Origin of the sequence: Faecalispora sporosphaeroides DSM 1294 (genome assembly GCA_000383295.1) — a bacterium.
Classification (GTDB): Bacteria; Bacillota; Clostridia; order Oscillospirales; family Acutalibacteraceae; genus Faecalispora; species Faecalispora sporosphaeroides.
On sequence record KB911077.1, the window covers coordinates 15,127 to 40,665 of the forward strand.

At 54.2% G+C, this 25,539-nt stretch carries 23 protein-coding genes; 16 read left to right on the top strand and 7 right to left on the bottom strand.

The window, feature by feature from the left end; genetic code table 11:
- The first annotated feature begins 253 nt into the window (after window positions 1-253).
- From G340_RS0114925 to G340_RS0114990, 9 genes are all read left to right on the top strand, one after another.
- Complete coding sequence (locus G340_RS0114925; protein ID WP_020074446.1) at window positions 254-1,717, top strand: UDP-N-acetylmuramoyl-L-alanyl-D-glutamate--2,6-diaminopimelate ligase; 1,464 nt, start codon at window positions 254-256, stop codon at window positions 1,715-1,717.
- Window positions 1,714-3,129 carry a UDP-N-acetylmuramoyl-tripeptide--D-alanyl-D-alanine ligase gene (locus G340_RS16975; RefSeq protein WP_326522423.1) on the top strand — a complete coding sequence of 472 codons (1,416 nt, stop codon included), beginning with the start codon at window positions 1,714-1,716 and terminating at the stop codon, window positions 3,127-3,129. Before G340_RS0114925 ends, G340_RS16975 begins: the two co-directional genes overlap by 4 nt.
- A 563-nt stretch (window positions 3,130-3,692) precedes the next feature.
- Window positions 3,693-5,321 carry a sensor histidine kinase gene (locus G340_RS0114940; protein WP_020074449.1) on the top strand — a complete coding sequence of 543 codons (1,629 nt, stop codon included), beginning with the start codon at window positions 3,693-3,695 and terminating at the stop codon, window positions 5,319-5,321.
- Window positions 5,299-5,994: a response regulator gene (locus G340_RS0114945; protein WP_020074450.1), complete on the top strand. Its 696-nt coding sequence runs from the start codon at window positions 5,299-5,301 to the stop codon at window positions 5,992-5,994. The genes G340_RS0114940 and G340_RS0114945 overlap by 23 nt, the downstream gene beginning before the upstream one ends.
- Before the next feature lie 260 nt (window positions 5,995-6,254).
- Window positions 6,255-7,457, top strand: coding sequence for a sodium/glutamate symporter (locus G340_RS0114950; RefSeq protein WP_020074451.1), 1,203 nt, complete (start codon window positions 6,255-6,257; stop codon window positions 7,455-7,457).
- Between the two features lie 655 nt (window positions 7,458-8,112).
- The gene (locus G340_RS0114965; RefSeq protein WP_027104031.1) at window positions 8,113-9,111 is read left to right on the top strand and encodes a TAXI family TRAP transporter solute-binding subunit; all 999 of its coding nucleotides are present in this window, start codon (window positions 8,113-8,115) and stop codon (window positions 9,109-9,111) included.
- Between the two features lie 637 nt (window positions 9,112-9,748).
- A complete protein-coding gene (locus tag G340_RS0114980) occupies window positions 9,749-10,942 on the top strand; it encodes a quaternary amine ABC transporter ATP-binding protein (protein ID WP_020074457.1) in 1,194 nt (397 codons plus the stop codon).
- Window positions 10,935-11,765, top strand: coding sequence for an ABC transporter permease (locus G340_RS0114985; RefSeq protein ID WP_020074458.1), 831 nt, complete (start codon window positions 10,935-10,937; stop codon window positions 11,763-11,765). Before G340_RS0114980 ends, G340_RS0114985 begins: the two co-directional genes overlap by 8 nt.
- A 107-nt stretch (window positions 11,766-11,872) precedes the next feature.
- A complete protein-coding gene (locus G340_RS0114990) occupies window positions 11,873-12,748 on the top strand; it encodes a glycine betaine ABC transporter substrate-binding protein (protein ID WP_020074459.1) in 876 nt (291 codons plus the stop codon).
- A gap of 66 nt (window positions 12,749-12,814) precedes the next feature.
- Here G340_RS0114990 and G340_RS0114995 read toward each other — a convergent pair whose 3' ends face one another.
- Both G340_RS0114995 and G340_RS0115000 read right to left on the bottom strand, forming a co-directional pair.
- Window positions 12,815-14,650 carry an HsdM family class I SAM-dependent methyltransferase gene (locus G340_RS0114995; RefSeq protein WP_326522424.1) on the bottom strand — a complete coding sequence of 612 codons (1,836 nt, stop codon included), beginning with the start codon at window positions 14,648-14,650 and terminating at the stop codon, window positions 12,815-12,817.
- Window positions 14,651-14,780: 130 nt separating this feature from the next.
- Complete coding sequence (locus G340_RS0115000) at window positions 14,781-15,260, bottom strand: acyl-CoA thioesterase (protein ID WP_020074461.1); 480 nt, start codon at window positions 15,258-15,260, stop codon at window positions 14,781-14,783.
- Between the two features lie 218 nt (window positions 15,261-15,478).
- Between G340_RS0115000 and ispD the strand changes: the two genes are divergently transcribed.
- The 7 genes from ispD to G340_RS0115035 all read left to right on the top strand — a co-directional run bounded on the left by ispD (window position 15,479) and on the right by G340_RS0115035 (window position 22,030).
- Complete coding sequence (ispD, locus tag G340_RS0115005) at window positions 15,479-16,189, top strand: 2-C-methyl-D-erythritol 4-phosphate cytidylyltransferase (protein ID WP_154653242.1); 711 nt, start codon at window positions 15,479-15,481, stop codon at window positions 16,187-16,189.
- Window positions 16,186-16,653, top strand: a complete 468-nt coding sequence (gene ispF / locus G340_RS0115010; protein ID WP_020074463.1) for a 2-C-methyl-D-erythritol 2,4-cyclodiphosphate synthase — start codon at window positions 16,186-16,188, stop codon at window positions 16,651-16,653. Before ispD ends, ispF begins: the two co-directional genes overlap by 4 nt.
- Window positions 16,654-16,713: 60 nt before the next feature.
- Window positions 16,714-16,950, top strand: a complete 237-nt coding sequence (locus tag G340_RS0115015) for a putative Se/S carrier-like protein (RefSeq protein ID WP_009066234.1) — start codon at window positions 16,714-16,716, stop codon at window positions 16,948-16,950.
- Window positions 16,947-18,092, top strand: coding sequence for an aminotransferase class V-fold PLP-dependent enzyme (locus G340_RS0115020; RefSeq protein WP_020074464.1), 1,146 nt, complete (start codon window positions 16,947-16,949; stop codon window positions 18,090-18,092). Before G340_RS0115015 ends, G340_RS0115020 begins: the two co-directional genes overlap by 4 nt.
- Window positions 18,093-18,190: 98 nt before the next feature.
- Window positions 18,191-19,090 (top strand): diadenylate cyclase CdaA, encoded by a 900-nt coding sequence (cdaA, locus tag G340_RS0115025; protein WP_020074465.1) that lies wholly within the window; start codon window positions 18,191-18,193, stop codon window positions 19,088-19,090.
- Window positions 19,080-20,345, top strand: a complete 1,266-nt coding sequence (locus tag G340_RS0115030) for a CdaR family protein (RefSeq protein WP_020074466.1) — start codon at window positions 19,080-19,082, stop codon at window positions 20,343-20,345. Before cdaA ends, G340_RS0115030 begins: the two co-directional genes overlap by 11 nt.
- 206 nt (window positions 20,346-20,551) lie before the next feature.
- Window positions 20,552-22,030, top strand: coding sequence for a GH25 family lysozyme (locus G340_RS0115035; RefSeq protein ID WP_033402330.1), 1,479 nt, complete (start codon window positions 20,552-20,554; stop codon window positions 22,028-22,030).
- A gap of 128 nt (window positions 22,031-22,158) precedes the next feature.
- Here G340_RS0115035 and G340_RS0115040 read toward each other — a convergent pair whose 3' ends face one another.
- From G340_RS0115040 to G340_RS0115060, 5 genes are read right to left on the bottom strand one after another with little or no spacing between them, the layout of a single operon-like run.
- Window positions 22,159-22,791 carry an ECF transporter S component gene (locus G340_RS0115040; protein WP_020074468.1) on the bottom strand — a complete coding sequence of 211 codons (633 nt, stop codon included), beginning with the start codon at window positions 22,789-22,791 and terminating at the stop codon, window positions 22,159-22,161.
- Window positions 22,788-23,576 (bottom strand): type III pantothenate kinase, encoded by a 789-nt coding sequence (locus tag G340_RS16980; RefSeq protein WP_020074469.1) that lies wholly within the window; start codon window positions 23,574-23,576, stop codon window positions 22,788-22,790. Before G340_RS16980 ends, G340_RS0115040 begins: the two co-directional genes overlap by 4 nt.
- Window positions 23,573-24,121, bottom strand: coding sequence for a flavoprotein (locus tag G340_RS0115050; RefSeq protein WP_020074470.1), 549 nt, complete (start codon window positions 24,119-24,121; stop codon window positions 23,573-23,575). The genes G340_RS16980 and G340_RS0115050 overlap by 4 nt, the downstream gene beginning before the upstream one ends.
- Complete coding sequence (locus tag G340_RS0115055) at window positions 24,118-24,888, bottom strand: phosphopantothenoylcysteine decarboxylase domain-containing protein (RefSeq protein ID WP_020074471.1); 771 nt, start codon at window positions 24,886-24,888, stop codon at window positions 24,118-24,120. Before G340_RS0115055 ends, G340_RS0115050 begins: the two co-directional genes overlap by 4 nt.
- Window positions 24,885-25,457 (bottom strand): TetR/AcrR family transcriptional regulator, encoded by a 573-nt coding sequence (locus G340_RS0115060; RefSeq protein WP_177309680.1) that lies wholly within the window; start codon window positions 25,455-25,457, stop codon window positions 24,885-24,887. Before G340_RS0115060 ends, G340_RS0115055 begins: the two co-directional genes overlap by 4 nt.
- Window positions 25,458-25,539: the final 82 nt, after the last annotated feature.

A 25,539-nucleotide genomic window follows, 5' to 3' on the forward strand; every position in this document is an offset into this window, starting at 1 on the left:
TTTTTGTGTGCTTTTGCAAAAAGCGGCGGATTTTACCGGGGCTTTTTGTTGACAGCGGGGGAAGAATCGCCTATGATGGATACGTGTTCCGAGTTTTGGAAAATCATAAAAAATATGGTGAAACATTTGGCTGACTGCGTAATATTGGTAGAATGGTATCAATACTAATACAGCAGGGCCAATGCGCTGTTTTGGATGAAGTTCGCCCGGGAGAACCGGCGCTTTTTCAATGGCAGAATCAGGGGGTTGTATCATGCGTTTAATCGATTTGCTGCAGGGAATGCAGTATTCCGCTGTCGGTGATCTTCAGGTACCGGTGGAGGATTTGATTTATGATTCCAGAAAGGTCAGGGCGGGCTGCGCGTTTGTGTGCCTGCGGGGCTCCCACGCGGACGGCCACCGGTATGCGGAGCAGGCGGTAAAGAGCGGCGCCGCCGCAATCATTGCGGATCACCCGCTGGAGCTGCCGGCACAGGTTCCGGTCGTCGTTGTGCCGGACACCCGTCTGGCGCTGGCGGTGATGTCTGCGGCGTTCTTCGGGCACCCCGCAGAGCGGATGAAAACCGTCGGCGTGACCGGTACGAAGGGAAAGACGACCACCACTTATATGATCCGCGCGATTTTGGAGCAGGCGGGCATCCGGACGGGGCTGATCGGCACCATCGGCGCGGTGGTCGGCGACCGGGTGATCCCCACGGAGAACACGACGCCGGAATCCTACGAGGTGCAGTCCTTTCTCAAGCAAATGGCGGATGAGGGCTGCCAGTGCGTCGTGATGGAGGCGTCCTCCATCGGCCTGAAGGCGTACCGCACCGCGGGCCTTACGTTTGACATCGGCCTGTTCACGAACTTTTCGCCCGATCATATCGGCGGCGACGAGCATGCCTCTCTGGAGGAATATCTGGCGTGCAAGAGCATGCTGTTCCGCCAGTGCCGTCTGGGGATTGTGAATATTGACGATCCAAGCTGGGAGGGCGTTGTAAAGGGCCACACCTGCGAGCTGGAAACCTACGGCTTTTCTCCCGAGGCGCAGCTCCGGGCAGAAAACGAGGGCCTAGTGTCCCGTCCCGGCTATTTGGGTGCGCGGTTCGATCTGAGCGGCTTTTTGAATTTCCCCGTAGCGGTGGATATTCCCGGAAAGTTCAGCGCCTACAATGCTCTGGCAGCCATTGCGGTGTGCCGCCACTTTGACGTGACGCAGGAGCAGATTCAGCAGGGCTTGAGCACCGTTAAGGTAAAGGGCCGTGTGGAGCCGGTGCCGGTGCCCGGCGAATACACGCTCCTGATCGATTACGCGCATAACGCGGTCAGTATGGAAAATATCCTCGAAACCCTGCGGGAATACCATCCGCAGCGCCTCGTTTGCCTGTTCGGCGCGGGGGGAAACCGCGCGAAATCCCGGCGCTACGAGATGGGGGAGGTCTGCGGTCGTCTGGCCGATCTTTCCGTCATTACCGCCGACAATTCCCGGTTTGAGGATGTGATGGACATCATCGCCGATATCAAAATCGGCATGGCGAAAACCGACGGAAAATATGTGGTGATCCCCGACCGGCGCGAGGCGATCCGCTATTGCCTCCAGAACGCCCAGCGGGGGGACGTGATTGTGCTGGCCGGAAAAGGACACGAAGATTATCAGGAAATCCGCGGCGTCAAGCACCCGTTTGATGAACGGGTCGTGGTGGCGGAGCTGCTGAAAGAAATAGAGAAAGCGTGAGTGGAACCATGAAAATGCTGGCCAGAGAGATTGCTCAGGCGTGCGGCGGCAGGATAATCGGAGGAGACCCGGAGCGGGAAGTGACCTTTGTGACGACGGACAGCCGAAAGGTTGGGCCGGGCGCGCTGTTTGTGCCGATTGTAGGCGAGCGGGTGGACGCGCACCGCTTTCTTCCCGGAGCGGCCGAAGCCGGGGCGGCGGCTGTTCTGACCCAGCAGCCGGAGGAACGGCGGCCCGAGGGCGCCTGCGCGTGGATTGCCGTAGAGGATACCAGAGCGGCGCTGCAGCAGATCGCGGGGGCGTACCGTTCGCATTTTTCGATTCCGGTGGTCGGCGTGACCGGCAGCGTGGGGAAGACCACCACCAAAGAGATGCTCGCGCTGGCGCTTTCGGCGGAGCGCAGCGTGATGAAAACCGAGGGCAATTTCAACAGTCAGCTCGGCGTGCCGCTTACGGTGTTTCGCCTTTTGCCGGAGCACGAGGCCGCGGTAATCGAGATGGGAATGAGCGAGTTCGGCGAAATGGCCCGCCTGGCTCAGGTGGCAAGGCCGACCTGCGCCGTCATGACCAATATCGGGATTTCCCACATTGAAAACCTGAAAACGCAGGAAAATATTCGTGCGGAAAAGCTGCACATTACGGATGCATTTGCAGAGGATTCCGTTCTGTTCCTCAACGGAGACGACCCGCTGCTCGCGCAGCTGCGTGGAACATTACCCTGCCGTATCGCCTTTTTCGGCACACAGCCGTGGTGCGACGTGTACGCGGAGAAGATCGTTTCCCGCGGCGGCACAACAGAGTTTACCGCTGTGTCGCGGGAGTTCCGCGTTCCGGTGACCCTGCCGGTTCCCGGGGAACATAATGTGCTCAACGCGCTGGCTTCTCTGGCGGTGGCGCAGTATCTGGGCGTTACGCCGCACAAGGCGGCGGAGCGGCTGCAAACCTATTCGCCCCCAGCCATGCGCCAGCAGATTCATCAGGTGGGCGGCATTACGGTCATAGACGATTCCTATAACGCAAGCCCCGATTCCATGCGCAGCAGCGTCAACATTCTGATGGATCTGAAAGGCTCCGGCCGGGCCGTCGGCGTGTTTGCGGATATGCTCGAGCTCGGCGATTATTCCCGCCAGGCGCATTTTGATGCGGGCGTTTACGCCGCGTCCCGCGGGATAGACGCGCTGTTCGTCATCGGTGAGCAGGCGCAGGAGATCCGCTGGGGCGCCCTCTCCGCGGAGTGTCATCTGCCCGTGTTCTCCTATCTCTCCAACGAGCAGGCACTGGAAAAGCTGCTGGCGTATCTGCGGCCCGGGGATGTTGTGATCGTCAAGGGCTCCCGCGGCATGAAAACCGACGAGATCGTCCGGGGTCTGCTTGCGGATGCGGGAAAAGCGGTACCGACCGCGACAGTGTGATCATCGGAAATTTTAGACCGTCTTGGTGGGAGCAAAAGAACTTACCTGGGCTGATGATAAAGAAAGGAAGAAGCGGTTGCTATGCGGCACCACTTCTTCTTTTCTCTTGCTATGAGGTTTCCTCATATGGAAATTGTTCTGGCACAGGCATAGGGATTGCTATTATGCCGAGATGAAATTTTTTTTATTTTTAATATGAAAAAAGCGAGCTTTTAGCGAGTGCTCCCGCGCAAGCGGAATCCCCACGCGGGGCACCCACTGAAAATCAACTCTTTCACAAAATAAAGAGGATAAAAGCAAAGTATCTGCCCCGGCATAAAGGGAAAATCCCATGTCAGCAGAACTTTCTGTGTGGGAAGCGCGTAAAAAATAATCTATTCTTCCGTGGAAAAAATATGGTATAATAGCCGCAAATGGCTATTATACCATCGATTGATCCATATACCACAACGGCGCTCGGCACCTGTGGTATAGGATGCGTCATAAAAGGGTTCGAGGCTCTGATCTGCGAAGAGAGGGGCAGTTTTTGCTCAGACAAAGCCTGCCGGGAATGGGGAGGAGCTATGTATCACAAGAAGAAAAAAAGCGAGCTGGAGCGCATGCTGTACCGGGGGTTCATGCTGATTTCCACTCTGGTGATCCTGCTTTCGCTGGGCGGAACGCTGTATTTTGATATTGTTCGCCAGCAAAAAGAAATGGATACCATGATCAGCGGTATCGCGGCTTATATATCGGAGGGAACAGACGTGGTGACCATGCTGGAGAGCGGCTACCCCTCGCCTTATGTCAAGCAGTCTTTGGACGCGCTGTACGCGACGATCCCCAATATCAGCGTGGCGGAGGTGTGCAATAAAGACGGCGTCCGGTTTTACCACACCGACCGGCAAAGCACCGGCGAATCTTATGTGGATGGGGAGGAGATTCCCATTCTTCAGGGCAGCAAGCCGTATATCACCATCGGCTACGGCACAAAGGGCGCCCAGCGGCGGGCGTTTCATGCCGTTCGCAACGCCAGAGGCGAGATCATCGGCTTCGTGATGGTTTCGGTGTTTGTCGGGGTCATTTCCGCCCGGGTGCAGAGCATTGCGCTGGTACACCTGATGATTTTGGGCGTGATGCTGATCATCGGCTTCTTCCTGAGCCATGCCATCCTTCGGATTATGAGAAAGACCCTGATGGGCTTTCAGCCGGAGGAGCTGCTGCGCCGTTACCTGCGGCAGGATGTTGTTCTCAGCGCGGTGGCGGAGGGGCTGGTCGCCAGCGATACGGCGGGGACGGTGCTGTTTGTCAATTCGGCTGCCCGCGGTTTGATCGGGGAGGATAAGGTGCTCGAGGGGCGGCCTGTTTCAGAGCTTCTGCCAGATACCCGGCAGGAAACCGTGCTGCGCACCGGCCAGCCGGAGGAACGCCGCTCCTGGATCGTTGGGGGGCATTCGGTACTGGTCAACGAGGTGCCCATCCGCAAGGACAACGATTCCCCCGCGGAGGGGGTTCTCACGGTTCTGTACGACCGCACCGAAATGCTGCATATGTCGGACGAGCTGTTCGGCGCCCGCAGCATGATCGACGCGCTGCGCTCCTACAACCACGAGTTTTCAAACCGCCTCCATGTGATTTTGGGGTATCTTGAAACCGGGCAGATCGAGCAGGCGATCGGTTTTATTGTGAACAGCAACCTGATTACCGGTCAGGTAATCTGTCAAACGGCGGATCAAATCCGTGTGTCGGAGCTTTGCGCGCTTGTTGTGGGCAAAATGATGCACGCGGCCGAGCAGGGAATCCAGCTCAAATTGATGGGCGACAGCTGCTGCATTGAGCAGGATCTTCTGATCCCTGTGGACGACATGACGACGATCGTCGGGAATCTGCTGGAAAACGCCATCGAAGACCTGAACCTCCACGAATCCGAGTTTCGGGAGATCAAGTTCGGCCTGTACTGCCGGCCGGACTGCAACATTCTGGTCTGCGAGGATACCGGCCGGGGCATTTCCCGCGAGGTGATGGAGCACATGTTTGAAAAGGGCTTTTCCACAAAGGGAAAGTACCGCGGAACCGGCCTGTATTTGGTGCGCCGCATTGTCCGGCAGTACGGCGGCCGAATCGACGTAGAGACGGAAGGGGGCGAAGGCACCGTCTTTACCATTACTTTCACCAGAGAGGAGCAGAAGGATGTATCAGGTAATCATTATTGAGGATGATTCCATGGTGGCGGATATCAACTGCAGATATATTGAAAATACGCCCGGCTTTGCGGTGCAGGCCGTTTTTCAGAACGGCGCGCAGGCGCTGGAATATTTGAAAGGGCACGAAGTGCCTTTGATCATTCTGGACTACTACACTCCCGTTATGAACGGAATGGAGTTTGTGGATCGGCTGCACGGGATGGGAAAGGCTCCCGATATTATCATGGTCACCTCGGCCAGCGACGCCCAGATCGTCTGCCAGATGGTTTCGCGCGGTATTCTGGATTACCTGGTCAAGCCGTTTGAGTACCACCGCTTTCGCGAGGCGTTGGACAAGTTCCGTCAGTCCCGTGAGCGCTGGCACACCCACGACGGCGCTCTTCGGCAGGAGGAAATCGATGAAATGCTCTCTTCCGGCGCGGGCAAAACGGCGCCGGCTCAAATTCTGGCCAAGGGCCTGAACGACAGCACCATGAATATGATCCGCCGGTTTTTGATGGAAAACAGCTCGTCCATGTTCACCAGCGAGGAGATCGCCGAGAGGGTGCACCTCTCGCGGATTACGGTGCGCCGCTATATGAGCTTTATGGTAGAAACAAACGAAATCACCAGCACAATCGATTATCAAACGGGCGGGAGGCCGGCAATCAAGTATTCTTTTGGAAAAATCAAACAAAAATAAAATCAAATTTATTGCTATGTGTTCAAAAAGCACAATTACTTTAGCTACAAAAGAATTACGATAGTTACTTAAAATTGCAATTATTCTTTATTCTCCTTATACTCAAACTGTAATTCAAGGTGGCCGGGGAAGCCTCTGAGAAACAAAGAAAGGCGGGTGAGCTTTTTAGCAAGACCTCGGTTTTGGAAAACCACACACCGTTAGGGAATGGGACGGCGGTCCTGTTCTAGTTAGAGTATTTACATAAGGGAGAGGATTTTGTGGTAGAAGTATCTTTTGACGTAATGCAAAGCTGCGCAATTGCCGCTTTGGTCGTTCTGGTTGGTCGCTGGCTTGTTAAGCGAATCAAGTTTTTGCGCACCTACTGTATTCCGGGCGTTGTCGTATGCGGCTTGATTGTCAGCATCGTTCTTTCGCTGTTGAAAAACGGCGGTGTTCTTACCATCCATTTTGATGTTAAGGTTCTCAAAGAGTTCTTTATGGATGTCTTCTTTACCGCCATCGGCTTGACCGCCTCGGCCAAGCTGATCAAAAATGCCGGCGGAAAGCTCCTGATCGGTATTACGATCACAACGATCGGTTCCATTCTGATTCAAAACGTGGTAGGCGTTCTTTTGACAAAGCCCTTTGGCCTGCATCCGCTGCTCGGCCTGGGTCTCGGCTCCCTGTCTCTGATGGGCGGCGTAGGCACCTCTGGTGCGATCGCTCCTCTGTATGAAGAGCTCGGCGCGGCCAATGCGGTTGTTATCAGCGTTATGGGTGCCACCTTCGGCATGATCTTTGCCAGCCTGGTGGGCGGCCCTGTTGCACGCTGGCTGATTAAGCGCAATAACCTCAAGGCAAATGCCAATGAAGTGGACGCCAGCAAGCAGGCCGATAATGAGGTTACCCCTCTGAACACCAAGAGCCTGATGGGCAGCGTATGCCTGGTTGTTATTTCCGCAGGTATCGGCTCTTATATCGCGATTGCGGCCGGCAAAGTCCCCGCTATTGAATTCCCCTATTTCGTAGGCTGTATGCTGGGTGCTGTTATCATCCGCAACATTCTGGATGCCGCGAAGTTTGAGGTTAACGAAGTTGAGATTGATACCATCGGGTCCATCACGCTGGATCTGTTCATCGCGATGACCATGATGACCATCGATGTTACAAAGCTGGCCGATGTGGCTGGTCCTTTCGTCATCATTCTGGCCGTTCAGATCGTTGTCATGATTCTGTGGGTTGCTTTGGTCACCTACAATATGTGCGGCAGAGATTACAACGCGGCTGTTATGACAGCGGCTCATGTGGGTATCGGCCTTGGTTCCGGCCCCAACGCCATGACAAATATGCGCGCGGTTATTTCGGAATATGGCCCTGCCAACGTTGCGTGGGTCGTCTTTACTCCCTTCGCACTCATTGTCCTGGATATTGTCAATCCGATTCTCTGCAGTGTGATCGCGCCCTGGGTTGCCACTTTGTAAGTAACCGCATCCTTATTTTAACTACGGGTTCATTACCGTTTGATCAGGCTTTTATTGGGCTCTATATCAAACAATAGTTATTTGGTTTGTAGAAGGCAGGTTCTTTTGGAACCTGCCTTCTGCATTTTTGCAGCTTCAGCGCAAAACACCGCCGGCTCGGCTGGCTGGAACCAAACGCTTACAGGGTTTTCACTATGAAAAATACAGCAAAATACAAAAAATGGCATTCGGCGGAATATTTGATTTTTTTCGTATGAAATTTGCTTGGAAAACCATGGCCTGCCATGGTATAATATACAAAAGCATATATTATATATAATTTTATCCATATATCGCAATGGAGGGTATGCTCCGGTGTGAAATCCGTTCGGACGAAAAGCGGCTTTGGCCGGCAAAATATTATCAGCCCGTCATTCTAAAAGGTATGGGCGCGGTTTTCGCGGGCTTGTTTGATGATTTATGATAACACACCCCCACGGCATTCGAGAAAGCAAAGCTTTCAACGTCTGGGAAGGCACGGAATCATCGGCTTGGTGGCTGCGAAAGCTGAACTGGAATATTTGCAGGCCCGCTGGATGATTTATAATGGAATAAAACTGGAAACAGGCTTGCGGCGTTTGTTCCAGTTATTTTATAACAGGGGAGGGCGATGTCAATGAGTACAGGCAGTCGTTTTAAAACATTGGTTGCGGTATTGTGTCTTTTGGCTTTAGTGGCTTCGGGGTGTCAAACGGCGAACAGTGACTCATCGGCCGCCGGTAAGCAGAAGGAACAGCCCATCCAGGTGCTGACCATCGGCACTGCGGACAGCGGCGGCACCATGTACCCGGTAGGCCGTGCCATTGCACAGGTCATCAACGAGAACATACCCCAAATGAAAATCAACATTGGCGCATCAAACGGCTCTCTTTCCAATGTGGAAGGCCTGCGGGGCGGGCAGATCGACCTTGGTCTGGTCAGCGCAGATGTGGCATATTGCGCTTATCGGGGCGAGGATGAGTTTTCGGGAAAGCCGATGAAGAACCTGCGCGCGATCGGCGCGGTGTATTTCAGCTGTTCCAACTGGATCGTGAAGGATTCCCTGAACGCCGTTTATGTCCATGATCTGCTGGGAAAGCGGGTCGCTGTGGGGCCGGAGAACTCCACCACGGATCTCTCCGCCAGAATCGCCCTGCAGGTTGTCGGGATCAATTCGAGCAATACCAAGCTTGAGAACTACGGCCTCGGCTCCGGCAGCAAAGCGCTGCAGGAAGGAAAGCTCGACGCCGTACACGGAATGGCCGGCGTCCCCATTCGGGCGATGCAGGATTTGGCGCGGAATGTTCCCAGCCACCTACTGCGCTATACCGACGAGGAGCTCAATGAGATACTGGACGATAACGACCAGTACCGAAAAGCGATGATTCCCGCCGGCACCTATGCCGGCCAAAAAGAAGATGTGCCCACCTTCGGCGTAAAATGTGTGCTCTGCGTCAATGAGGATATGGACGAAGAGCTGGTTTATACCATCACTAAAATTTTGCGCCAGTCCGTAGAGAATTTGGATGAGCTCCATTACTCCATGGAGAGCATGAAGGATCCTGATTTCGTTTCCAAAGACCTTCCGGTTCCGCTTCATCCCGGCGCAGAACGTTTTTATAATGAAAATAAATAATTTGTTTTTTATTTTCAGATGACGGGCTGATTCCTGCTTTGGATTCCGGGGGCTCTCCCAGCCGCGGGCGGCTTGCTGCCGTTTACGGCGTAATTTGGGCACCGAAGGAAAGAAGCCGGTTTGAGCAAAAGAGAGTCCGAATGCAGTTTTTGCATTCGGACTCTCTTTTTTGCTGCGTTACTTTCCTTTATAACCTGCGGTGGGCATCCAATACAAAGCGCTGGCGCTCGACCGTTCAGGCGGTTCCCGCCGCATTCCGGCAGAACAATGTTGCCTCGCTTTTTGACCCAGATACTCGAAAATGAATGATCCGAATTGGAATTATGCAAAATCAAAACAGAAAGAAAACGAAAACTTTTTGATTTTCTGCAAAAAGAATAAAATCAAATTGCAATGTTTAGAGGTTAAGCATAAAAATAGTATGGTTCGTGTCTTTTTCCCCTTGTTTTTTTAGCCGAAATTGGATAAATTAAATAAAACTGAAATCTGATGACAGAATTTTAATTTGACAAGAATTTCATATTTTACTATAATTGTACTAACAACTTATTATTACACTAAGAGTTGTTACTATACAGGCGTTTTTTAGATAAACATAATGAAGGCTTGTTTTAATACGAATTGGGGGAGAGCAGAAATGACAAAGGTTGAGATCAAAAACTTGTATAAAATATTCGGCGCCACCCCGAAAAAGATGATCCCGTTTTTGCAGGAGGGCGAAACAAAAGAGTCCGTTTTAAAGAAGCACAAGCACAGTGTGGGTGTGAACGATGCTTCCTTTACTGTGGAGGAGGGTGAAATCTTTGTGGTGATGGGGCTTTCCGGCAGCGGCAAATCGACGCTGATCCGCTGCCTGAACCGATTGATCGAACCCACCGCCGGACAGGTGATGATCGATGGGGAAAATATTGTGGAGTACGACGCCGAGAAGCTGCGGGGCGTCCGCAGAAAAAAGATCGCGATGGTTTTTCAGAATTTTGCGCTTTTGCCGCACCGCACCGTAGCGGAAAACGTGGCCTTCGGCCTTGAAATTCAAAAGGAGGACGAGGCGGTTCGCCGCAAAAAGGCGGTGGAAATGCTTGAGGTCGTCGGGCTGAAGGGGTACGAAAACTCCTATCCGTCTCAGCTTTCCGGCGGCATGCAGCAGCGTGTGGGGCTGGCAAGGGCGCTGGCCACCTCGCCGGATATTCTGCTGATGGACGAAGCGTTCAGCGCGCTGGATCCGCTGATCCGCAAGGGAATGCAGAACGAGCTGCTGAATTTGCAGCGCAGGCTGAAAAAGACGATCATCTTTATCACGCATGATCTGGACGAAGCCCTGAAGCTGGGTGACCGCATCGCCATTATGAAAGACGGCGTAATCGTGCAGATCGGCACTCCGGAAGAGATTCTGAGCCACCCGGCGAATGAATATGTACGCAAGTTTGTGCAGGGAGTCAACCGCTCGAAGGTGCTTACCGCGTCGTCGATCATGAGAGATACGGATACCGTAATAACGGTAACCGGCGGCGCCCGTTTGGCGCTGCGCCAGATGCGCGAGGCGGCAATTTCGAGCGTTTATGTTACCGATAAGCAGGGCCGTCTGCTTGGCCTGGTCACGATTGACGACGTCACCCAGCTGATCCGGGAGGGGAAAGACGATCTTACCAATATTCTGGAGAAAGAGATCTGCACCGTCGGGCCGGATGTCCTTGTGGAAGAGATTCTGCCCTTGTTTTTAAAGACAAAGTACCCGGTGGCCGTAGTTGACGGCGAAAACACGCTGCTGGGGCTGATTTTCAAGGTTTCGGCTTTGGCTGGTATCGTAGGGGAGGGAAATGGGAATGATTAGATTGCCGATCGGAGATTATGTGGAGAGAGGCATCGATTGGCTCACCGTCAATCTGGCCCCGTTTTTCACCGGAATCAAGGAAGGCCTTTCGGGCATTATCAATGGGTTTGATTTTATCTTCAACGGGATTCCGTTTTTTATTATCATCGCGCTTCTCGCGGTGATCGCCTGGCGTCTGGCCGGGCGCGGGACGGCCGTTTTTACCGCGCTGGGCCTGCTGCTCATCGTTTCGATGAATCTGTGGAAGCAGACAATGGAAACTTTGGCGCTGGTTGTCACCGCAACGCTGATCGCGCTGATTCTGGGGCTGCCGCTTGGCATCTGGATGTCCCGCAGCGATAAAGCGAACAATGCCGTCCGCCCGATTCTGGACTTTATGCAGACCATGCCCGCGTTTGTGTACTTAATCCCCGCCGTGTATTTCTTTGATTTGGGCGAGGTACCCGGCGCGGTGGCGACCGTTATTTTCGCGATGCCCCCCGTGGTTCGCCTGACCAGCCTCGGCATCCGCCAGGTGCCGGTCGATGTGGTGGAGGCGTCAAAGGCGTTCGGAGCGACCTCCGGCCAGTTGCTGTGGAAGGTGCAGATTCCCATGGCGATGCCCACCATTCTGGCGGGCTTGAACCAGACGATCCTGCTGTCGCTTTCCATGGTCGTTATTTCGGCCATGATCGGAGCCGGCGGGCTGGGCAACGTGGTGCTTCAGGGCATTACGCAGATGAAGATGGGCCAGGGCTTTGAGGGCGGCCTCGCGGTTGTGATTCTGGCCATGGTGATCGACCGCATCACCCAGAGCCTGGGTAAGGCAAGAAAGAAGGGCTGATCCGCAGTGCGGCAATCTGCGGATTTCTCCCCTGAAAGCGCATGGGGAATTCAACAGCTTTTTCATAGTGACATGAGAATAAATACGAAAGATCAAAGGAGGAAGTTATGAAAAAAGCAGTAGCAATCGGTATGAGCGTGGTCATGCTTCTGGGTGCGATGGCGGGCTGCAGCCCGTCGGGCGGCAGCTCGGGAGCGACGGAAAAAAAGACGGTAAAGCTTGGTTATGTCAACTGGTCTGAGGGGATCGCGATGACCAATCTGGCCGCCGCGGTTCTGGAGGATGAAATGGGCTACAAGGTAGAGCTGACGATGGCGGATGTCGCGCCGGTCTTTACTTCCGTGGCCAGCGGAAATACAGACGCCTTTCTGGATGTTTGGCTTCCGGTAACGCATGAGGACTACATGAAGGAATACGGCGATAAGCTGGAGGATTTGGGCGTCAGCTACGAAAACGCGCTGATCGGCCTTGCGGTGCCGAGCTATGTGCAGGTCAACAGCATCGAAGAGCTGAATGCCAATAAAGATCAGTTCGGCGGCGAGATCATCGGCATCGATTCCGGCGCGGGAATCATGAAGGCCACGGAAAAGGCGATCGCCGATTACGGTCTGGATTACAAGATTCTGCCCGGCAGCGGCCCCACCATGACGGCGGCGCTGAAAAAGGCGATCGATGCGAAAAAGCCGATTGTGGTAACGGGGTGGAAGCCTCACTGGATGTTCGCCCGCTGGGATTTGAAGGTTCTGGAGGACCCGAAGGGTGTTTATGGGACCGCGGAAAATATCCACATTGTCGCCCGGAAAGACCTTTCCAAGGATATGCCGGAGGTTGCGAACTTCCTGAAAAGCTTTAAGATGAGCGAGAAGGAGCTCGGCGACCTGATGGGCGCGATCGAGGACAAGGGCGGCGAGCCGCTGGATGTCGCGAGAGCGTGGGCCAAGGAGCATACGGATCTGATCAAGGGCTGGGTCCCTGCAAAATAAACCCGCCAAAAGCAGAAAAAACCGGCTGCCCGCGTGATGCGGGCAGCCGGTTTTTGCCGTGCGAACTCATTCCGGCAGCAGCCGGTATTTCTGGAATAAAAAAGTGTTGACCGCCTCGCGGGAGGATTCCGACAACAGAAGCCGAATTTCAGCCTCGCCGAACTCCGGAATCGAAAAGCCGCGCAGATATTTTTTCTGGTAGCATTTGTAGTCGCCCTTCAGGCAGTAGCTGACGCGGGAGACATAGTATTCCATCACATCGGAGTTGAGAATTTTCGCCAGCACCTCCAGCGGGTACCGGCCCCCTTGCGTGACGGCGTAGCCGTTGCAGAACAGGATTTCTCCGTCCGGCTCCGGCAAAAATTTCGGCCGGCGGCTGAACATGGGGAACAGCAGCTTCGGGCCGCGGCAGTTCAGCCCCTGGCTTCTGCCGTACGCGTACCATGCCACCGGGTTCGGCTTTCCCCTGTCCCGCGCGGCGAGCGCCGGGCGGCAGTCGAGCAGATATTGGTAGCACAGAGGGAACAGAGCCGCCAGCCGTTCTTCCTCCAGAATCCGGTACGGCATCTTCGGGTCGGGTTCGCCCGCGTACGGAAAAAGAATGTACCGCCGTTCTCCCGGCATGGCCTCTTCGCCCGAAATTTCAGATATTTTATCGATCGCCCGCACCGCGCCCGGTTCGATCCAGTAGCGTGTGCTGCCGCGCACTTTATAGAAAAGACCGGCCTGCGGATCAAAGCCGTCCAGAAAATAGACGCTGTCGCGCAGAGTGGCGACGCCGATCTTGATTTGATTGCCGATCGGCTCGCCGGCCTCCTCAATTCTTTTGATGTTCCGCCGCTCCGTTTCGGACAAAAACTTCCACCCGGCGGGGTTCAGGTGCTCCGCGTCTGTGCGGCGGTGAACCGCCCGGCACAGCGCCGCAGGGAGATCGTCGCTTTTTTCCAGCATGGCATAAGCGATGGTGGGGTTTTCACGCCGATTCAAAAACAGGAGGGAGCTGTAAGTGCGAACCGGCCCGAACACCAGATTTTCGCCAAAATCGACCACCATGGAGACGGCGCGGCGCTCACTGAGCAGCCGCCGCAGCTCCTCCGCGGACGAAATGGACAGGTAGTTGTTGGGCACAATAAAGCCGAGGGCGCCCCGTTCCGAAAGAAAGCGCAGGCTTTGCTCAATGAACGCGTAAAACAGGTTAAAGGTTCCCCGACGCGTCGTGTGAAAGCTCTTTTTCAGCCGTTCGGTGTCCTTTTTGGAAATGACGTGTGTGTTCAGGTAAGGCGGGTTGCCCGCAATGTAATCAAAATCCGGGCAGCCGAACAAATCCGCCCAGCCGCCGGCAAGGGAATCCGCGGTCGCGATGTGAAGGGACAATCCGTCCGCGGTGCCGTCGGCCAGCAGGACCAGCAGGGTTAACAGAACCTTGGTGCGCCGGGTCTGATCCTCGCGGATGTCGATTCCGTACAGGTGCTGCGAAATGATCTCGCGCATCGGCTTGCCGCTGATGCGGTGCAGATATTCCGCCGCCGGGAGCAGAAACGAGCCGCTGCCGCACGCCGGGTCGATCACCCGGGCGTTTGGGGGGCAGGGGGAAGCAATCGTATGCTGCAATATGTAATCGGCAATGTAATCGGGAGTGAAAACAACGCCGTTTTTTCCTCTTTCCTGCAAATCAACCATTTCCTCCAATACGGATTTCAGGAAAGGGAGCGTCAGCGAAATGCTTGCGTGTAGAAGGCGGCAGATTTCCGGCACGGCGTTTTCCTGCAATTCATTCAGCATTGTGCCGGCGGCAGCGCGAGAAAGGCCGTTTTGCTCCAGAAATACCCGGATCAGACTGGCCTCTGTTTGAAGCTCTGAATACTGTTTCGGAATCAGGCGCAGCAGTTCTTTTGCGTTCATTTTTTTCACCCAGACAAGTATACCCGATTTTGCGGGAAACGAAAAGAAGATTCTTGAATAAAAATCAATTCCTCCCTTTGCCAAACGCAAAGGGAGGAATTGATCTGACTTCTGATTCTGTTTTTGAAAATCAATACTGCTCTACCCGGCGCTGGCGGCGCAGCTCGTTGCGGCGTTCGCCGGCTTTCCATTCGGTCTCTTCTTCATCCGATTCCAGGATCAGCGGGGGAACCGGAGTGGGGTGGTCGCTCTCATTGAGCGCTACCATCACAAAATAGGCGGTGTTTACCAGCTTGCGGTCGCCGTCCAGGTGTTCCACATAAGTATCAACCCGTATTTCCATGGAGGTTCTGCCCACATAAGTGACTCTGCCGAACAGTACAATTGTATTGCCTAAATAGACAGGCTCCTTAAACTGCAGATTATCTATGGAAGCAGTGGTGGTATTGTGATTGGAGTGCCTGCGGGCCACAACGCCTGCCACGATGTCGATCCATTCCATCAGCTGTCCGCCGAACAGCCGCCCGGCACCATTGATATGACTGCTCAGTACAATCTGAATCTGTTCCACACGGGAATCGTTCACGCGTTTTGGTGTTAATTCTTTCACAAAACATCACTCCTTTTTTTGTCTGTTTTGACGATTTCATCTTACTCTGTTTTGACGTAAATTGCAATCAAAATCTTTGTAAACAAACCTGGTTGAAAATGTGAATTTACTCTGAATTCTGGCCGAGGTAACAGCATTGTAATTGCCATGCCGCCCAATCCATATTATAATAAAGCAAAAGGAGCCGCACGGCCCCTTTGTTTTGTGAGGAAAGACGGGTGAAGCGATTGGGAGAAAACAACCGCTGCTGTGCCATTGTGGTTGCAGCCGGCAGCTCCAGTCGAATGAAATGCTCGGGTTCTAAAATATGGATTCCGCTTTCAGGCGTTCCGGCGATTGTCCGAACGCTTTTTGCGTTTGAACGGGCGCAAACCATCGACGGTGTGGTGGTCGTCTGCCGCGCGGGCGATACGCAGGCGATGGAACGGCTGAAGCTCGAATATTCCCTCGAAAAGCTGTGCCGGGTGGTGCCGGGGGCAGGCACCCGCCAGGCTTCTGTAGCGTGCGGCGTGGCCGCCGCCCCGCAGGACTGCGCCTATTTGGCCATTCACGACGGCGCCCGGCCCCTTATCCGCCCGGAGCTGATCGACCGTGTGGTGCGGGACGCCCGTCGGCACGGCGCGTCTTCGCTGGCGATTCCGGCGCGGGATACGATCAAGAGAGCGGACGCACAGGGCTTTGTTGTGGAAACCCCGCCGCGCGATCAGCTTTGGAGCGTGCAAACGCCTCAGGTGTTTTTGCGGGAGCTGTACGAATCGGCTCTGCGGGCGGCGCGGGAGGAGTATACCGACGACTGCCAGCTCATCGAGCAGACCGGCGGCCGGGTTCATCTGTGCGAGGGTTCGCCGGAAAACGCAAAGCTGACGACCCCCGAGGACATATTGTTTGCCGAGGCGGTGCTTCGCGGCAGGGAGGATGATTTGAAATGAGAATCGGGCATGGGTACGACGTGCACCGCCTGGTGCCGAACCGCCCCTTGATCATCGGCGGTGTGCGCATTCCGTACGAGCGCGGTCTGCTCGGTCACTCCGACGCCGACGTGCTGTCTCACGCGGTGGCAGACGCCCTGCTTGGGGCTGCCGCTCTGGGCGATTTGGGCGCCTGGTTCCCCGATACCGACCCCGAATGGGCGGGTGCGGACAGCCTCAGGCTGCTGCGCCGCGTCTGCGAGCTTGTGGCGGAGAAGGGGTACCGGATTGAGAATATCGACGCCACGGTGGTGGCACAGGCCCCGAAGCTGCGCCCCTACATCGCCCGGATGAGAGAATGTCTGGCTCTGGCGTGCGGTATCGAAACAGACGCCGTGAGCGTAAAAGCCACTACGGAGGAGCATCTCGGCTTTACGGGAGAGGGACAAGGAATTGCCGCACACGCGGTTTGTCTGCTAAAGTAGAAAAACAGGTTATCAACCCATCTTCCCATCGCATATTCTGTTAATAAAAACAGAGAGGTGATGTATGTGGGCAAGCCTGTTATTTTGCTTGGTTCCATCACTTATGCGATGAAAAGCCGGGACATCTTGTTCCGTTATGGAATTAAATCGTATGTGGAGAGAACACCGCGCACGCAGGATCGGCTCGGGTGCGGATATGGAATTTATGTGCCGGATCGTACCGATCAGGCGGAAGATATTTTGATACACTCAGGCATCCGTGTTCTGGGAAGATCCGAGAGAGCGGGTGCCGTATGATTTATTTGGACAATGCGGCCACCACGTACCCCAAGCCGCCGCGCGTGATCACCGCGATGGCGGACGCGCAGAGAACGAAGGGGGCAAACCCGGGGCGCAGCGGGCATAAGCTGTCTTTGGCTGCCGCGCAGGAGGTTTACGACTGCCGGCGGACGGCGGCGGAGCTGGTTTCTGCTCCCGGGCCGGAATGCATCGCATTTACTCTGAACTGTACCATGGCGCTGAACATGGTCATCAAGGGCGTTTTAAAGCCCGGAGATCACGTGGTGACGTCGAATCTGGAGCACAACGCGGTCATGCGCCCGCTTCAGGCTCTGGCGGATCAGAATATCGCATTTACGCAGGCGCAGGTAGTTCCCGGGAACAACAACGCCACGGTGGATCATTTTCGCCAGGCCCTGCAGCCCAACACGAAGCTGATCGTGTGCATGCACGCCTCCAACGTATGGGGAATCCGCCTGCCGGTGGAGCGCATTGCCGCGCTCGGCCGGGAATACGGAATCCCGACTGCGGTAGACTGCGCGCAGGGCGCGGGGGTGCTGCCGATCAATATGGAAGACAGCGGCATCGACTACCTTTGCCTGGCCGGGCACAAGGGGCTTTACGGCCCGATGGGTACGGGACTGCTGATCTGCAAAAGCGGCTCACTCCCCAAAACGATTCTGGAGGGCGGAACCGGCTCCTCGTCCTTTTCCTTCCTGCAGCCGGACCAGATGCCGGAGCAGGCGGAAAGCGGAACGCCGAATCTGCCGGGAATCGCCGGCCTGCGGGCTGGAATGGAATTTGTGCGCGCAAAGACGCAGCAGACCATTTTTTCTCACGAAATGCGTCTGGTGCAGCAGCTTTACGACGGGCTTTCCCAGATCCGCGGCGTGCGTCTTTACACGCAGCGGCCGGAGGAGACGTATTTTGCGCCCGTTCTTTCTTTTAATATGGAGGGTCTGTCCAGCGAGCAGGTGGCCGGGCGGCTGGACGCCGCCGGCATTGCCGTGCGCCCCGGTTTGCACTGCGCGCCGGCCGCGCATCAGTGCATGGGAACGTTGGAGCAGGGCGCGGTTCGGGTATCGCCGTCCGCTTTCAACCATAGAAATGAAATAGAGCGGTTTCTCATGGTGATCCGTAAAATCAAAGCGGATTCCTGAATAAAATGTTGCATATCGCTGTGTATATGGTAAAATAAATAAAAAGAGGCAAGAGTTGCGGGCAGGTTTGCTGCGAGTCTGCTGCGGAGAGGAAAAACATGGAGCTTCTCGTAAACGGTTGGGGTAATATTGTCGGCTTGGTAAAATCGTTCCAGCTGACAGATGGCCTGGATGTCTTGGTCGTATCCTTCATCATATATAACGGGATCAAGCTGGTTCGGGAAACGCGGGCCGAGCAGCTGGTCAAGGGTTTGTTGATTCTGCTGCTTGTCTGGGGCGTATCCTATTATTTGAACCTGCATATGGTCGGTGCGCTGCTGAACTACTTCTTCCAGTTCAGCGTGTTTGCGCTGCTGGTGGTGTTTCAGCCCGAATTGCGCCGCGCTTTGGAGCAGATTGGCCGAAGCGGGCTTGGCGGCACTGCCAAGGGCTGGCTGTTCACCGGCATAACCGGCGTGAAGGACGACGTCGATCTGCGCCAGAAGCTCACCCGCGGCATCAACGCGGCGGTAGAAGCCGTGGTGGTTCTGCAAAAGCAGAAAATGGGCGCCCTGATTGTGTTTGAGCGCCAGACCAAGTTGGGAGATATCGCGGACACCGGTACGGTGATCAACGCGGATCCTTCGGCTCAGCTGATCGGCAACGTATTCTTTAACAAGGCGCCTCTGCACGACGGCGCAATGATTATCCGCGACGGCATGGTGTACGCGGCGGGCTGTATTCTGCCGCTGACAAAGAGCGACAAGGTCAGTCTGGATCTGGGAACGCGCCACCGTGCCGCGATCGGCATCAGCGAAAATTCAGATGCGGTCGTTGTGGTGGTTTCGGAGGAAACCGCGCAGATTTCCATTGCCGTCAACGGCGTTCTGACCCGCAACTATACGAGAGAGACCCTGAGAAGCGAATTGGAAAATTTGATCATCCCGGAGCAGGAGTCCAGTGAAAAGCGGTCGCGCAAGATTCCTTCCATCAGGAGGACAAAAAAAGATGAAGAATAAGAAGCTGGATCTTTCCGTTATGTTTTATAACGATCGCTTCGTGCTGATCTTCTCTGTTTTTACGGCAATTGTGCTGTGGTTTATCATGGCGACGGTCAATACGCAGGAGCGGCCGCGCATCATTTACGATGTGCCGGTTACCGTCAAGCTTTCTGAAACCAGCCAGGAGCAGGGGCTCAAGGTGTTTGAGCAGAGCGTGAAAACGGCGAAGGTGTCCATCCGCGGCAACAGTATCGTCGTCAACCGCATCAAGCCCGAAAATATTCAGGTGGTGGCGACGCTGGCGTCGTCGATTACCCAGCCCGGCAGCTACCCGCTCCCTTTAACGGCGCAGAAGCTGGGCTCGCTGGCCGATTACGAGATTGTGTCCATCGAACCGAGCTCCATCATGGCAAATGTCGATGTCTACAAGGAGGTTACCTTCCCGATTCAGGACGAGGTCACCTATAAAGCCGATCCCGATTATTTTGTGAGCGCTCCGACCTTTTCTTCGGATACGGTTGTGATATCCGGCCCGGAAAAGGAGATCGCAAAGATCAAAAAGGTTTCTGCGGAGTACGACGTGAAGGAAACCCTGACACAGAGCAAAAATTTTACGACTGATTTGGTGCTGTATAACGCATATGGAGAAAAGCTTTCTGCCGATAAGCTGAATATGAGCATTCAGTCTGTGGATGTAAATATTACGGTGCTGGCCAGAAAGGTCATGAAGCTGAGCCCGACCTTCACCGGCAAACCCGTGGGACTTGCCCTTTCCTCCGCGGCGCAGAAAATCGACCCCGAAACGATTGAGGTGGCCGGGCCGGAGGATGTGCTGGCCAATGTGAACGAGTTGAGCCTGGAGGCGATCGATTTTTCAAAGCTTTCCATCAGCAATCAGAACCTGCAGGTGGATATCACGCTCCCGCCGGGCTGCAAAAACCTGAGCAATGTTTATACGGCCTCCGTTACGCTGAATTTCAGCGGCTTTAAGAGCAAAAAAATCGATGTAACGGATTTCCAGATCAAAAATCTGGCAGCCAGCAAATCGGCGCAGGTGTTTACGAAAAGTCTGGCGATGACGCTGATCGGCCCGGCCAAGCAGATTGATGCGATCACCGCTGCCGATGTTTACGTGCAGATCGACATGACGGGTAAGGAGAGCTTTACCGGGCATTCGGAATTCCCCGTCACGCTGGTCACAAAAAGCAATACCAGCGTTTGGGCCTATGGGGAGTACAAGGCGAATGTGAGTGTTACGGAGAAAAACGGGTAATCCGAATCCGTCATTCAAAATTGTTACACCCAAAAAGGGATGCGTCACCGCATCCCTTTTTTGGTAATTATTGTATTTTGATGAAAAGAGAGGGTTGTTACTTGACATAATCTGGTAGGAGAAATATAATGAATTTAATTGCTGTGCTTTCTCGTCGTTTTCGGATGGAAATTGCCGGCAAAAAACATTTTGTAGGAGGAATCGGATTGAAAAAAAGATTGGGGTCATTTTTTCTGGTTTTCGCGATGTTGATGACGCTGTTTTTGCCGGCGTATGCAGATACATACACAACCGATTTTATGATCAGCTCCACCTTTGCCCAGATGAAAAAGGGGGATACCATGCAGCTCAGGGTGTACAGCGGAACCACAGAGGTGACGCAGGTAACCTGGGCGTCCAGTAACCCCGCCGTGGTTCAGGTGAACAGCACGGGCACGGTGACGGCGCTTGCGATCGGTCAGGCGACCGTTACGGCGACTTCGGCTTCCGGAGCTACCGTGAGCTGTTCCGTGAGCTGTTCGGTCAACGTCGGCATTCCCGGAATCGACGTTTCGCAGCATCGCGGGGTCATCGACTGGCCAAAGGTAAAGGCTGCCGGCATTCAGTTCGCGATCATCCGTACCGGTTACGGAAACGAAAACTGGGCCAAGCAGACGGATACCCAGTTTGAAAACAACTACAAAGGCGCAACCGCCAACGGCATTGCGGTGGGCGCTTATCATTACAGCTATGCGACGAATGTGACCATGGCAGCGCAGGAAGCCGAAATGTGCCTGAGCGTCCTCAAGGGCCGCCCTTTGCAGTACCCTGTTGTATTCGACGTGGAAGATAAAGTACATAATTCGCTTTCCGCCGATCAGATGGGGCAGATCGTGAATGCATTCTGCAGCAGAATTCAGCAGGCCGGCTATAAAACGGCGGTTTACAGCTATGTGAACTTCTACAACGCGCGTCTCACCAGCCCGCTGGTGGCGCAGTACGATACCTGGATTGCCCACTGGGGCGTCAGCCAGCCGAACTTCAACCGCCCGTACACCATGTGGCAGTATGCGGCGCAGAGCATTCCCGGAGTCAACGGCCTCTGCGACGTGAACTACAGCTACTATGATTACGCCGGAACCGCTGCGCAGCAGCCGACAAAGCCCACAGACCCGAACGTATTCACCAGCAGCGCGCTGAGCTCGTATTCGTTCACCGATCAGAGCCCGGATTATTTCTACCGTATCACTACGGCGGACGCCGTGGCACCCACGGCGGTTTCTTCTGATCCGAACGTTGCGGAAGTCAAGTTCTCTCAGCAGTCGGCAGACGGCTACATTTTCCATGTGATCCATAAGGGAGAGGGTCAGGCGACCATCACCACCACCTCCGCTGTGACGGGGGCCTCCGTCTCCTTTACGGTGACGGGCAATGCCCTGCCGAAGGTTGTGTATTTTACCGATCTCGGCTCCAGCTTTACCCTGCAGAAGGGCCAGACCTATTCTCTGCGCGTCATGCCCACCGTGATTTCCGGCAATGTGAAATTCCTGATCGGGAATCCGGCCGTTTTAACCGGCGGAACCGTGCAGTCCACCTCGGGCGGCTGGTATTATCCCATTACCGCGTCCGGCAGCGGAACCACGCCGATCTACGCGCAGGTAGGAGGCCGCGCTCCGGTTCTCGTTGCGACGGTTACCGTATCCTGATTTAAAAATCGGCATTCGTTTGCAGAATCACTTTTATCAAGAAAGCCCGGCCTCAAAGGCCGGGCTTTCTTGAGCATTTAACTAAATGCTTTTATACTTCGCACGCCCTGCAATTTATTCGACCGGGCTCACAGCCTGGTCGGTGTGATTTTGCTCAGGGTGCGGCAGATCACTGCGGTAAGTACGGCGGCGACCACCGCTTCCGGTACACCGTTTGTAAAAATAACGGCAAGCACTGCGTGGTAAACCACATCAACGGGAATCCCCTTGGCCTGTCCGTAGGAGTCGCGAAACAGAAAATAGATCAGGTGCATCACCAGAATGGTGTTGGTCATAGAGCCGATCAGCCCGCTGAGGGTGAGCGACAGCATGTCGTGTTTTTTATTCAGAACCCTGTTCATCAGCCGGTAAAAATAATAGGGGATGACGCCGACCAGAATACGGGGAAGAAAGGCAACCAAAAGCGCCGTCCAACTGCCGTGTTCCGTCCCGGGGAGCGGAATGAGCGGTGAAAATACAAAAGACAGAAGTGTGGGCGTAAAGGTGTTGTTATAAAGGCTCGTCAGCCCGAAAACAAAGCCGAGACCGGCACCGATTTTTGGGCCGAGCAGGATGGCGCCGATGATGACCGGCACGTGAATGATCGTCGCTTTGATCAGGGGCAGCTGAATGTATCCGATGGGGGTGAAATTCAATAGAAGTATGATCCCGCAGAATAAAGCGGTAATGGTCATACGGTGGATGCCGTTTTGTCGATTCATAATGCTTTCACCTTATTTTCAGATGCTATCCTGAGCCGGTTTGCCTGCAATGCCAGTCCCTCCAACAGCAGGGTCGGTTCATAGTGAATGCTAAAGTTCAGGGAGGGAATGACGTCTTTCGCGTTTCCGCCGGTCACAACAACGGTAGCGACGGCGCCCAGCTCCTGTTGAATCCGTTTCCGAAATCCTTCCAGCATATACGCTGTTCCAAAGGTGGCTCCGGAAAGCATGCACTCGGTGGTGTTTTTGCCGATTGCGGAGTTCAGCTTGCGAAAGGAGACATCATGAAGCTGAGAGGTGCCGGAAACAAGCGCGCGCAGACCGGTCGTAACGCCGGGCAGAATCACGCCGCCGGTAAACGCCCGGGTTTCGTCAATGACGTTCAGGGTGGTGGCGGTGCCGAAATCGACGACGATGAGCGGCGGCGGGTACTTCTGAAGGGCCGCGGAGCAGCATAGCAGCCGGTCCGTTCCCAAAACGCCCGAATAGGTGGAGCTGTCGAATTCCCAGTCCGTCTGCCGGCAAATCAACAAAGGCTCCGAATGGAACATGCTTTCGGCCGCATGGCGGAGCAGCGCCGTTTTCTCGGGGACAACGGAAGACAACACAGTGCCTTCTATTTCATCCATGGAGACATCGGAGTTCTGTAAGAACCGATGGAAAAAACGAAAGACTTCTTTTTCTCCCGTAAGCTGACGAATCGGGATATAGTCGTCGGCAAAAATCCGCTGGCGGTACAGGCCGCACGTCAAATTTGTATTCCCGATATTGAGTAATAAGATCATTTCGGCTTCTCCTGTAAATTCTCTGTGATTGCCTGAACAATCCTGTCCACGTCGGCCAGGGCGCCTTTCCCCAGCTCGCCGTCCGCAAGCATGGCCGCTCTCGGCTCAATGATCTGGTATCCATGCTTTTTCAGCTTCTCCATATTCTCCTGCACAATGGAATTCTCGTACATTCTGGTATTCATCGCCGGGGCGATCAGCATGGGGATCCCGGTCATGGCAAGGGCGACGGACGTGAGCATATCGTCGCCGATGCCGTTTGCGATTTTCCCAATGATATTTGCGGTGGCCGGTGCGATGACAAACAGATCCGCTTTTTTGGAAAGGGAGATGTGTTTGACCTCGCGTGGGTATTCCAGCTGAAACATATCTGTATAGACGCGGTTTTTTGATAAGGTTTGCAGCGTAAGCGGTGTGATGAATTCCATGCCGCCCTTTGTGAGGATAACATCCACGTTGTAGCCCAGCTTTGTCAACGTGTTGGTGATCTCGGCCGCCTTATACGCGGCGATGCTCCCTGTGACCCCAAGTACAATATTTTTCATCCCTGCTTGTCCTCCTGTATTTTCCGCATGACGCTGCGTTTGATTGCTTCGGCGATCTCCTGTTTCGTACTCAGTCTTATTTTAGAATGGTCATTCCCCAGCAGAATTGCCCCGTGATGGGTTTCGTCAATGTTCTTTTTATCATTTGCCAGAACAAAATCGCACCCGTTTCGATTCAGCAGATGTTCAGCCACTTGCAGCAATTCCTTTTCCTCTACGCCCACCAAAAGTTTAAAGCCGACTAAAATCGTTTTGGGCTGGAGCATTTTGAAACGCCCAATCACTTTCGGCGTTTTTTCAAGGCACAGGACTAAATTATTGATGTCCGAAGAGATTTTGCCGGAGTGGGACTGACTGCCGCAGTGGAGAAGGGCGGAATGAATTTGCTCCGTCAGGGTTTCCTTGTTATAATCCGTACCCTGAAGGGATTCTGCAAGCCGTGCCGCCAGAGTTTCGGATGAAACGCTGTATTTCACCGTGTAGTCGCTCACCGCCATCGAATGGACGACAGCGTCGTAAGGGGTTGTGTGCATTTCCTTTTCAACGGCATCCAGCAGGCTTTGCACATTGCCGATGGGAAGAATACGGGCACGCGGGTTTTGGGGCCTGGCGGCGTTCTGGGAGCAAAGATAAGTGACGGAAATTCCGTCGCTTTCGAGAAAAGCGTCCGCGATCAGGCTCCCCAGCCGCCCCGTTGACCAATTGCCGATATTGCGCACCTCGTCGATTTTCTCTGTGGTTCCACCAGCTGTTATCAGTACGTTCAAGTTGTTTCCTCCTCAGATGCATTGGAATAGATCATTTCCTTGCAGACGCGAAACTGTTCGTCCACCAGCTCGCCCGAAATGCGGCTGGAAATCGCCAGGCTGCGCAGTCCTTCGATCAGGAACATGATGGAATCCGCCAGCCTGTCAATATTTTTGGCCGCAACGGCCTGTTTTTTCTGCCCGAATTTCAGCATCTCCATCATAATCACCTTGGTATTGTAGAAGTGCTCTGTGTAGAAGTCCCTGCTCAAAATATTTTTGTGTCCAAAACAAAATTCCATCATGGCGACGAACAGACTTTGATCCATATTCAGCAGCCGGGCCTTTTGTTCATTGAAAAAGTCGTCGATCAGCCGATCAAAATTGTCGCTGCCTTCTATGCTGGCCTTGATGTGATCAATTTTCTCTTTATTGTGTTTTTTTACCACCTCAATAAAAATTTCGTCTACCGAAGAAAAATAAAGATAAATGCCGCCGCGGCTGATGCCGCATTCCTCAATGATGTCTTTCATGGTGACGCGGTTAAATCCTTTTCGGATAAATACAGTTTTTGCACCTTTTAAGATCAATTCTCTTTTTTCAAAAGCCTTTGACATACACAGTTACCTCCCATCCAAGAAATGACACGTATGTCATATTCCTGCCATAACA

Excerpts from the sequence above, each read along its gene's own strand:
- G340_RS0114925 (WP_020074446.1), top strand. The coding sequence starts at position 254 with ATGCGTTTAATCGATTTGCTGCAGGGAATGCAGTATTCCGCTGTCGGT.
- G340_RS0114940 (WP_020074449.1), top strand. The coding sequence starts at position 3,693 with ATGTATCACAAGAAGAAAAAAAGCGAGCTGGAGCGCATGCTGTACCGG.
- G340_RS0114945 (WP_020074450.1), top strand. The coding sequence starts at position 5,299 with ATGTATCAGGTAATCATTATTGAGGATGATTCCATGGTGGCGGATATC.
- G340_RS0114965 (WP_027104031.1), top strand. The coding sequence starts at position 8,113 with ATGAGTACAGGCAGTCGTTTTAAAACATTGGTTGCGGTATTGTGTCTT.
- G340_RS0114980 (WP_020074457.1), top strand. The coding sequence starts at position 9,749 with ATGACAAAGGTTGAGATCAAAAACTTGTATAAAATATTCGGCGCCACC.
- G340_RS0114985 (WP_020074458.1), top strand. The coding sequence starts at position 10,935 with ATGATTAGATTGCCGATCGGAGATTATGTGGAGAGAGGCATCGATTGG.
- G340_RS0114990 (WP_020074459.1), top strand. The coding sequence starts at position 11,873 with ATGAAAAAAGCAGTAGCAATCGGTATGAGCGTGGTCATGCTTCTGGGT.
- G340_RS0114995 (WP_326522424.1), bottom strand. The coding sequence starts at position 14,650 with ATGAACGCAAAAGAACTGCTGCGCCTGATTCCGAAACAGTATTCAGAG.
- ispF (WP_020074463.1), top strand. The coding sequence starts at position 16,186 with ATGAGAATCGGGCATGGGTACGACGTGCACCGCCTGGTGCCGAACCGC.
- G340_RS0115015 (WP_009066234.1), top strand. The coding sequence starts at position 16,714 with ATGTATGTGGGCAAGCCTGTTATTTTGCTTGGTTCCATCACTTATGCG.
- G340_RS0115020 (WP_020074464.1), top strand. The coding sequence starts at position 16,947 with ATGATTTATTTGGACAATGCGGCCACCACGTACCCCAAGCCGCCGCGC.
- cdaA (WP_020074465.1), top strand. The coding sequence starts at position 18,191 with ATGGAGCTTCTCGTAAACGGTTGGGGTAATATTGTCGGCTTGGTAAAA.
- G340_RS0115030 (WP_020074466.1), top strand. The coding sequence starts at position 19,080 with ATGAAGAATAAGAAGCTGGATCTTTCCGTTATGTTTTATAACGATCGC.
- G340_RS0115040 (WP_020074468.1), bottom strand. The coding sequence starts at position 22,791 with ATGAATCGACAAAACGGCATCCACCGTATGACCATTACCGCTTTATTC.
- G340_RS16980 (WP_020074469.1), bottom strand. The coding sequence starts at position 23,576 with ATGATCTTATTACTCAATATCGGGAATACAAATTTGACGTGCGGCCTG.
- G340_RS0115050 (WP_020074470.1), bottom strand. The coding sequence starts at position 24,121 with ATGAAAAATATTGTACTTGGGGTCACAGGGAGCATCGCCGCGTATAAG.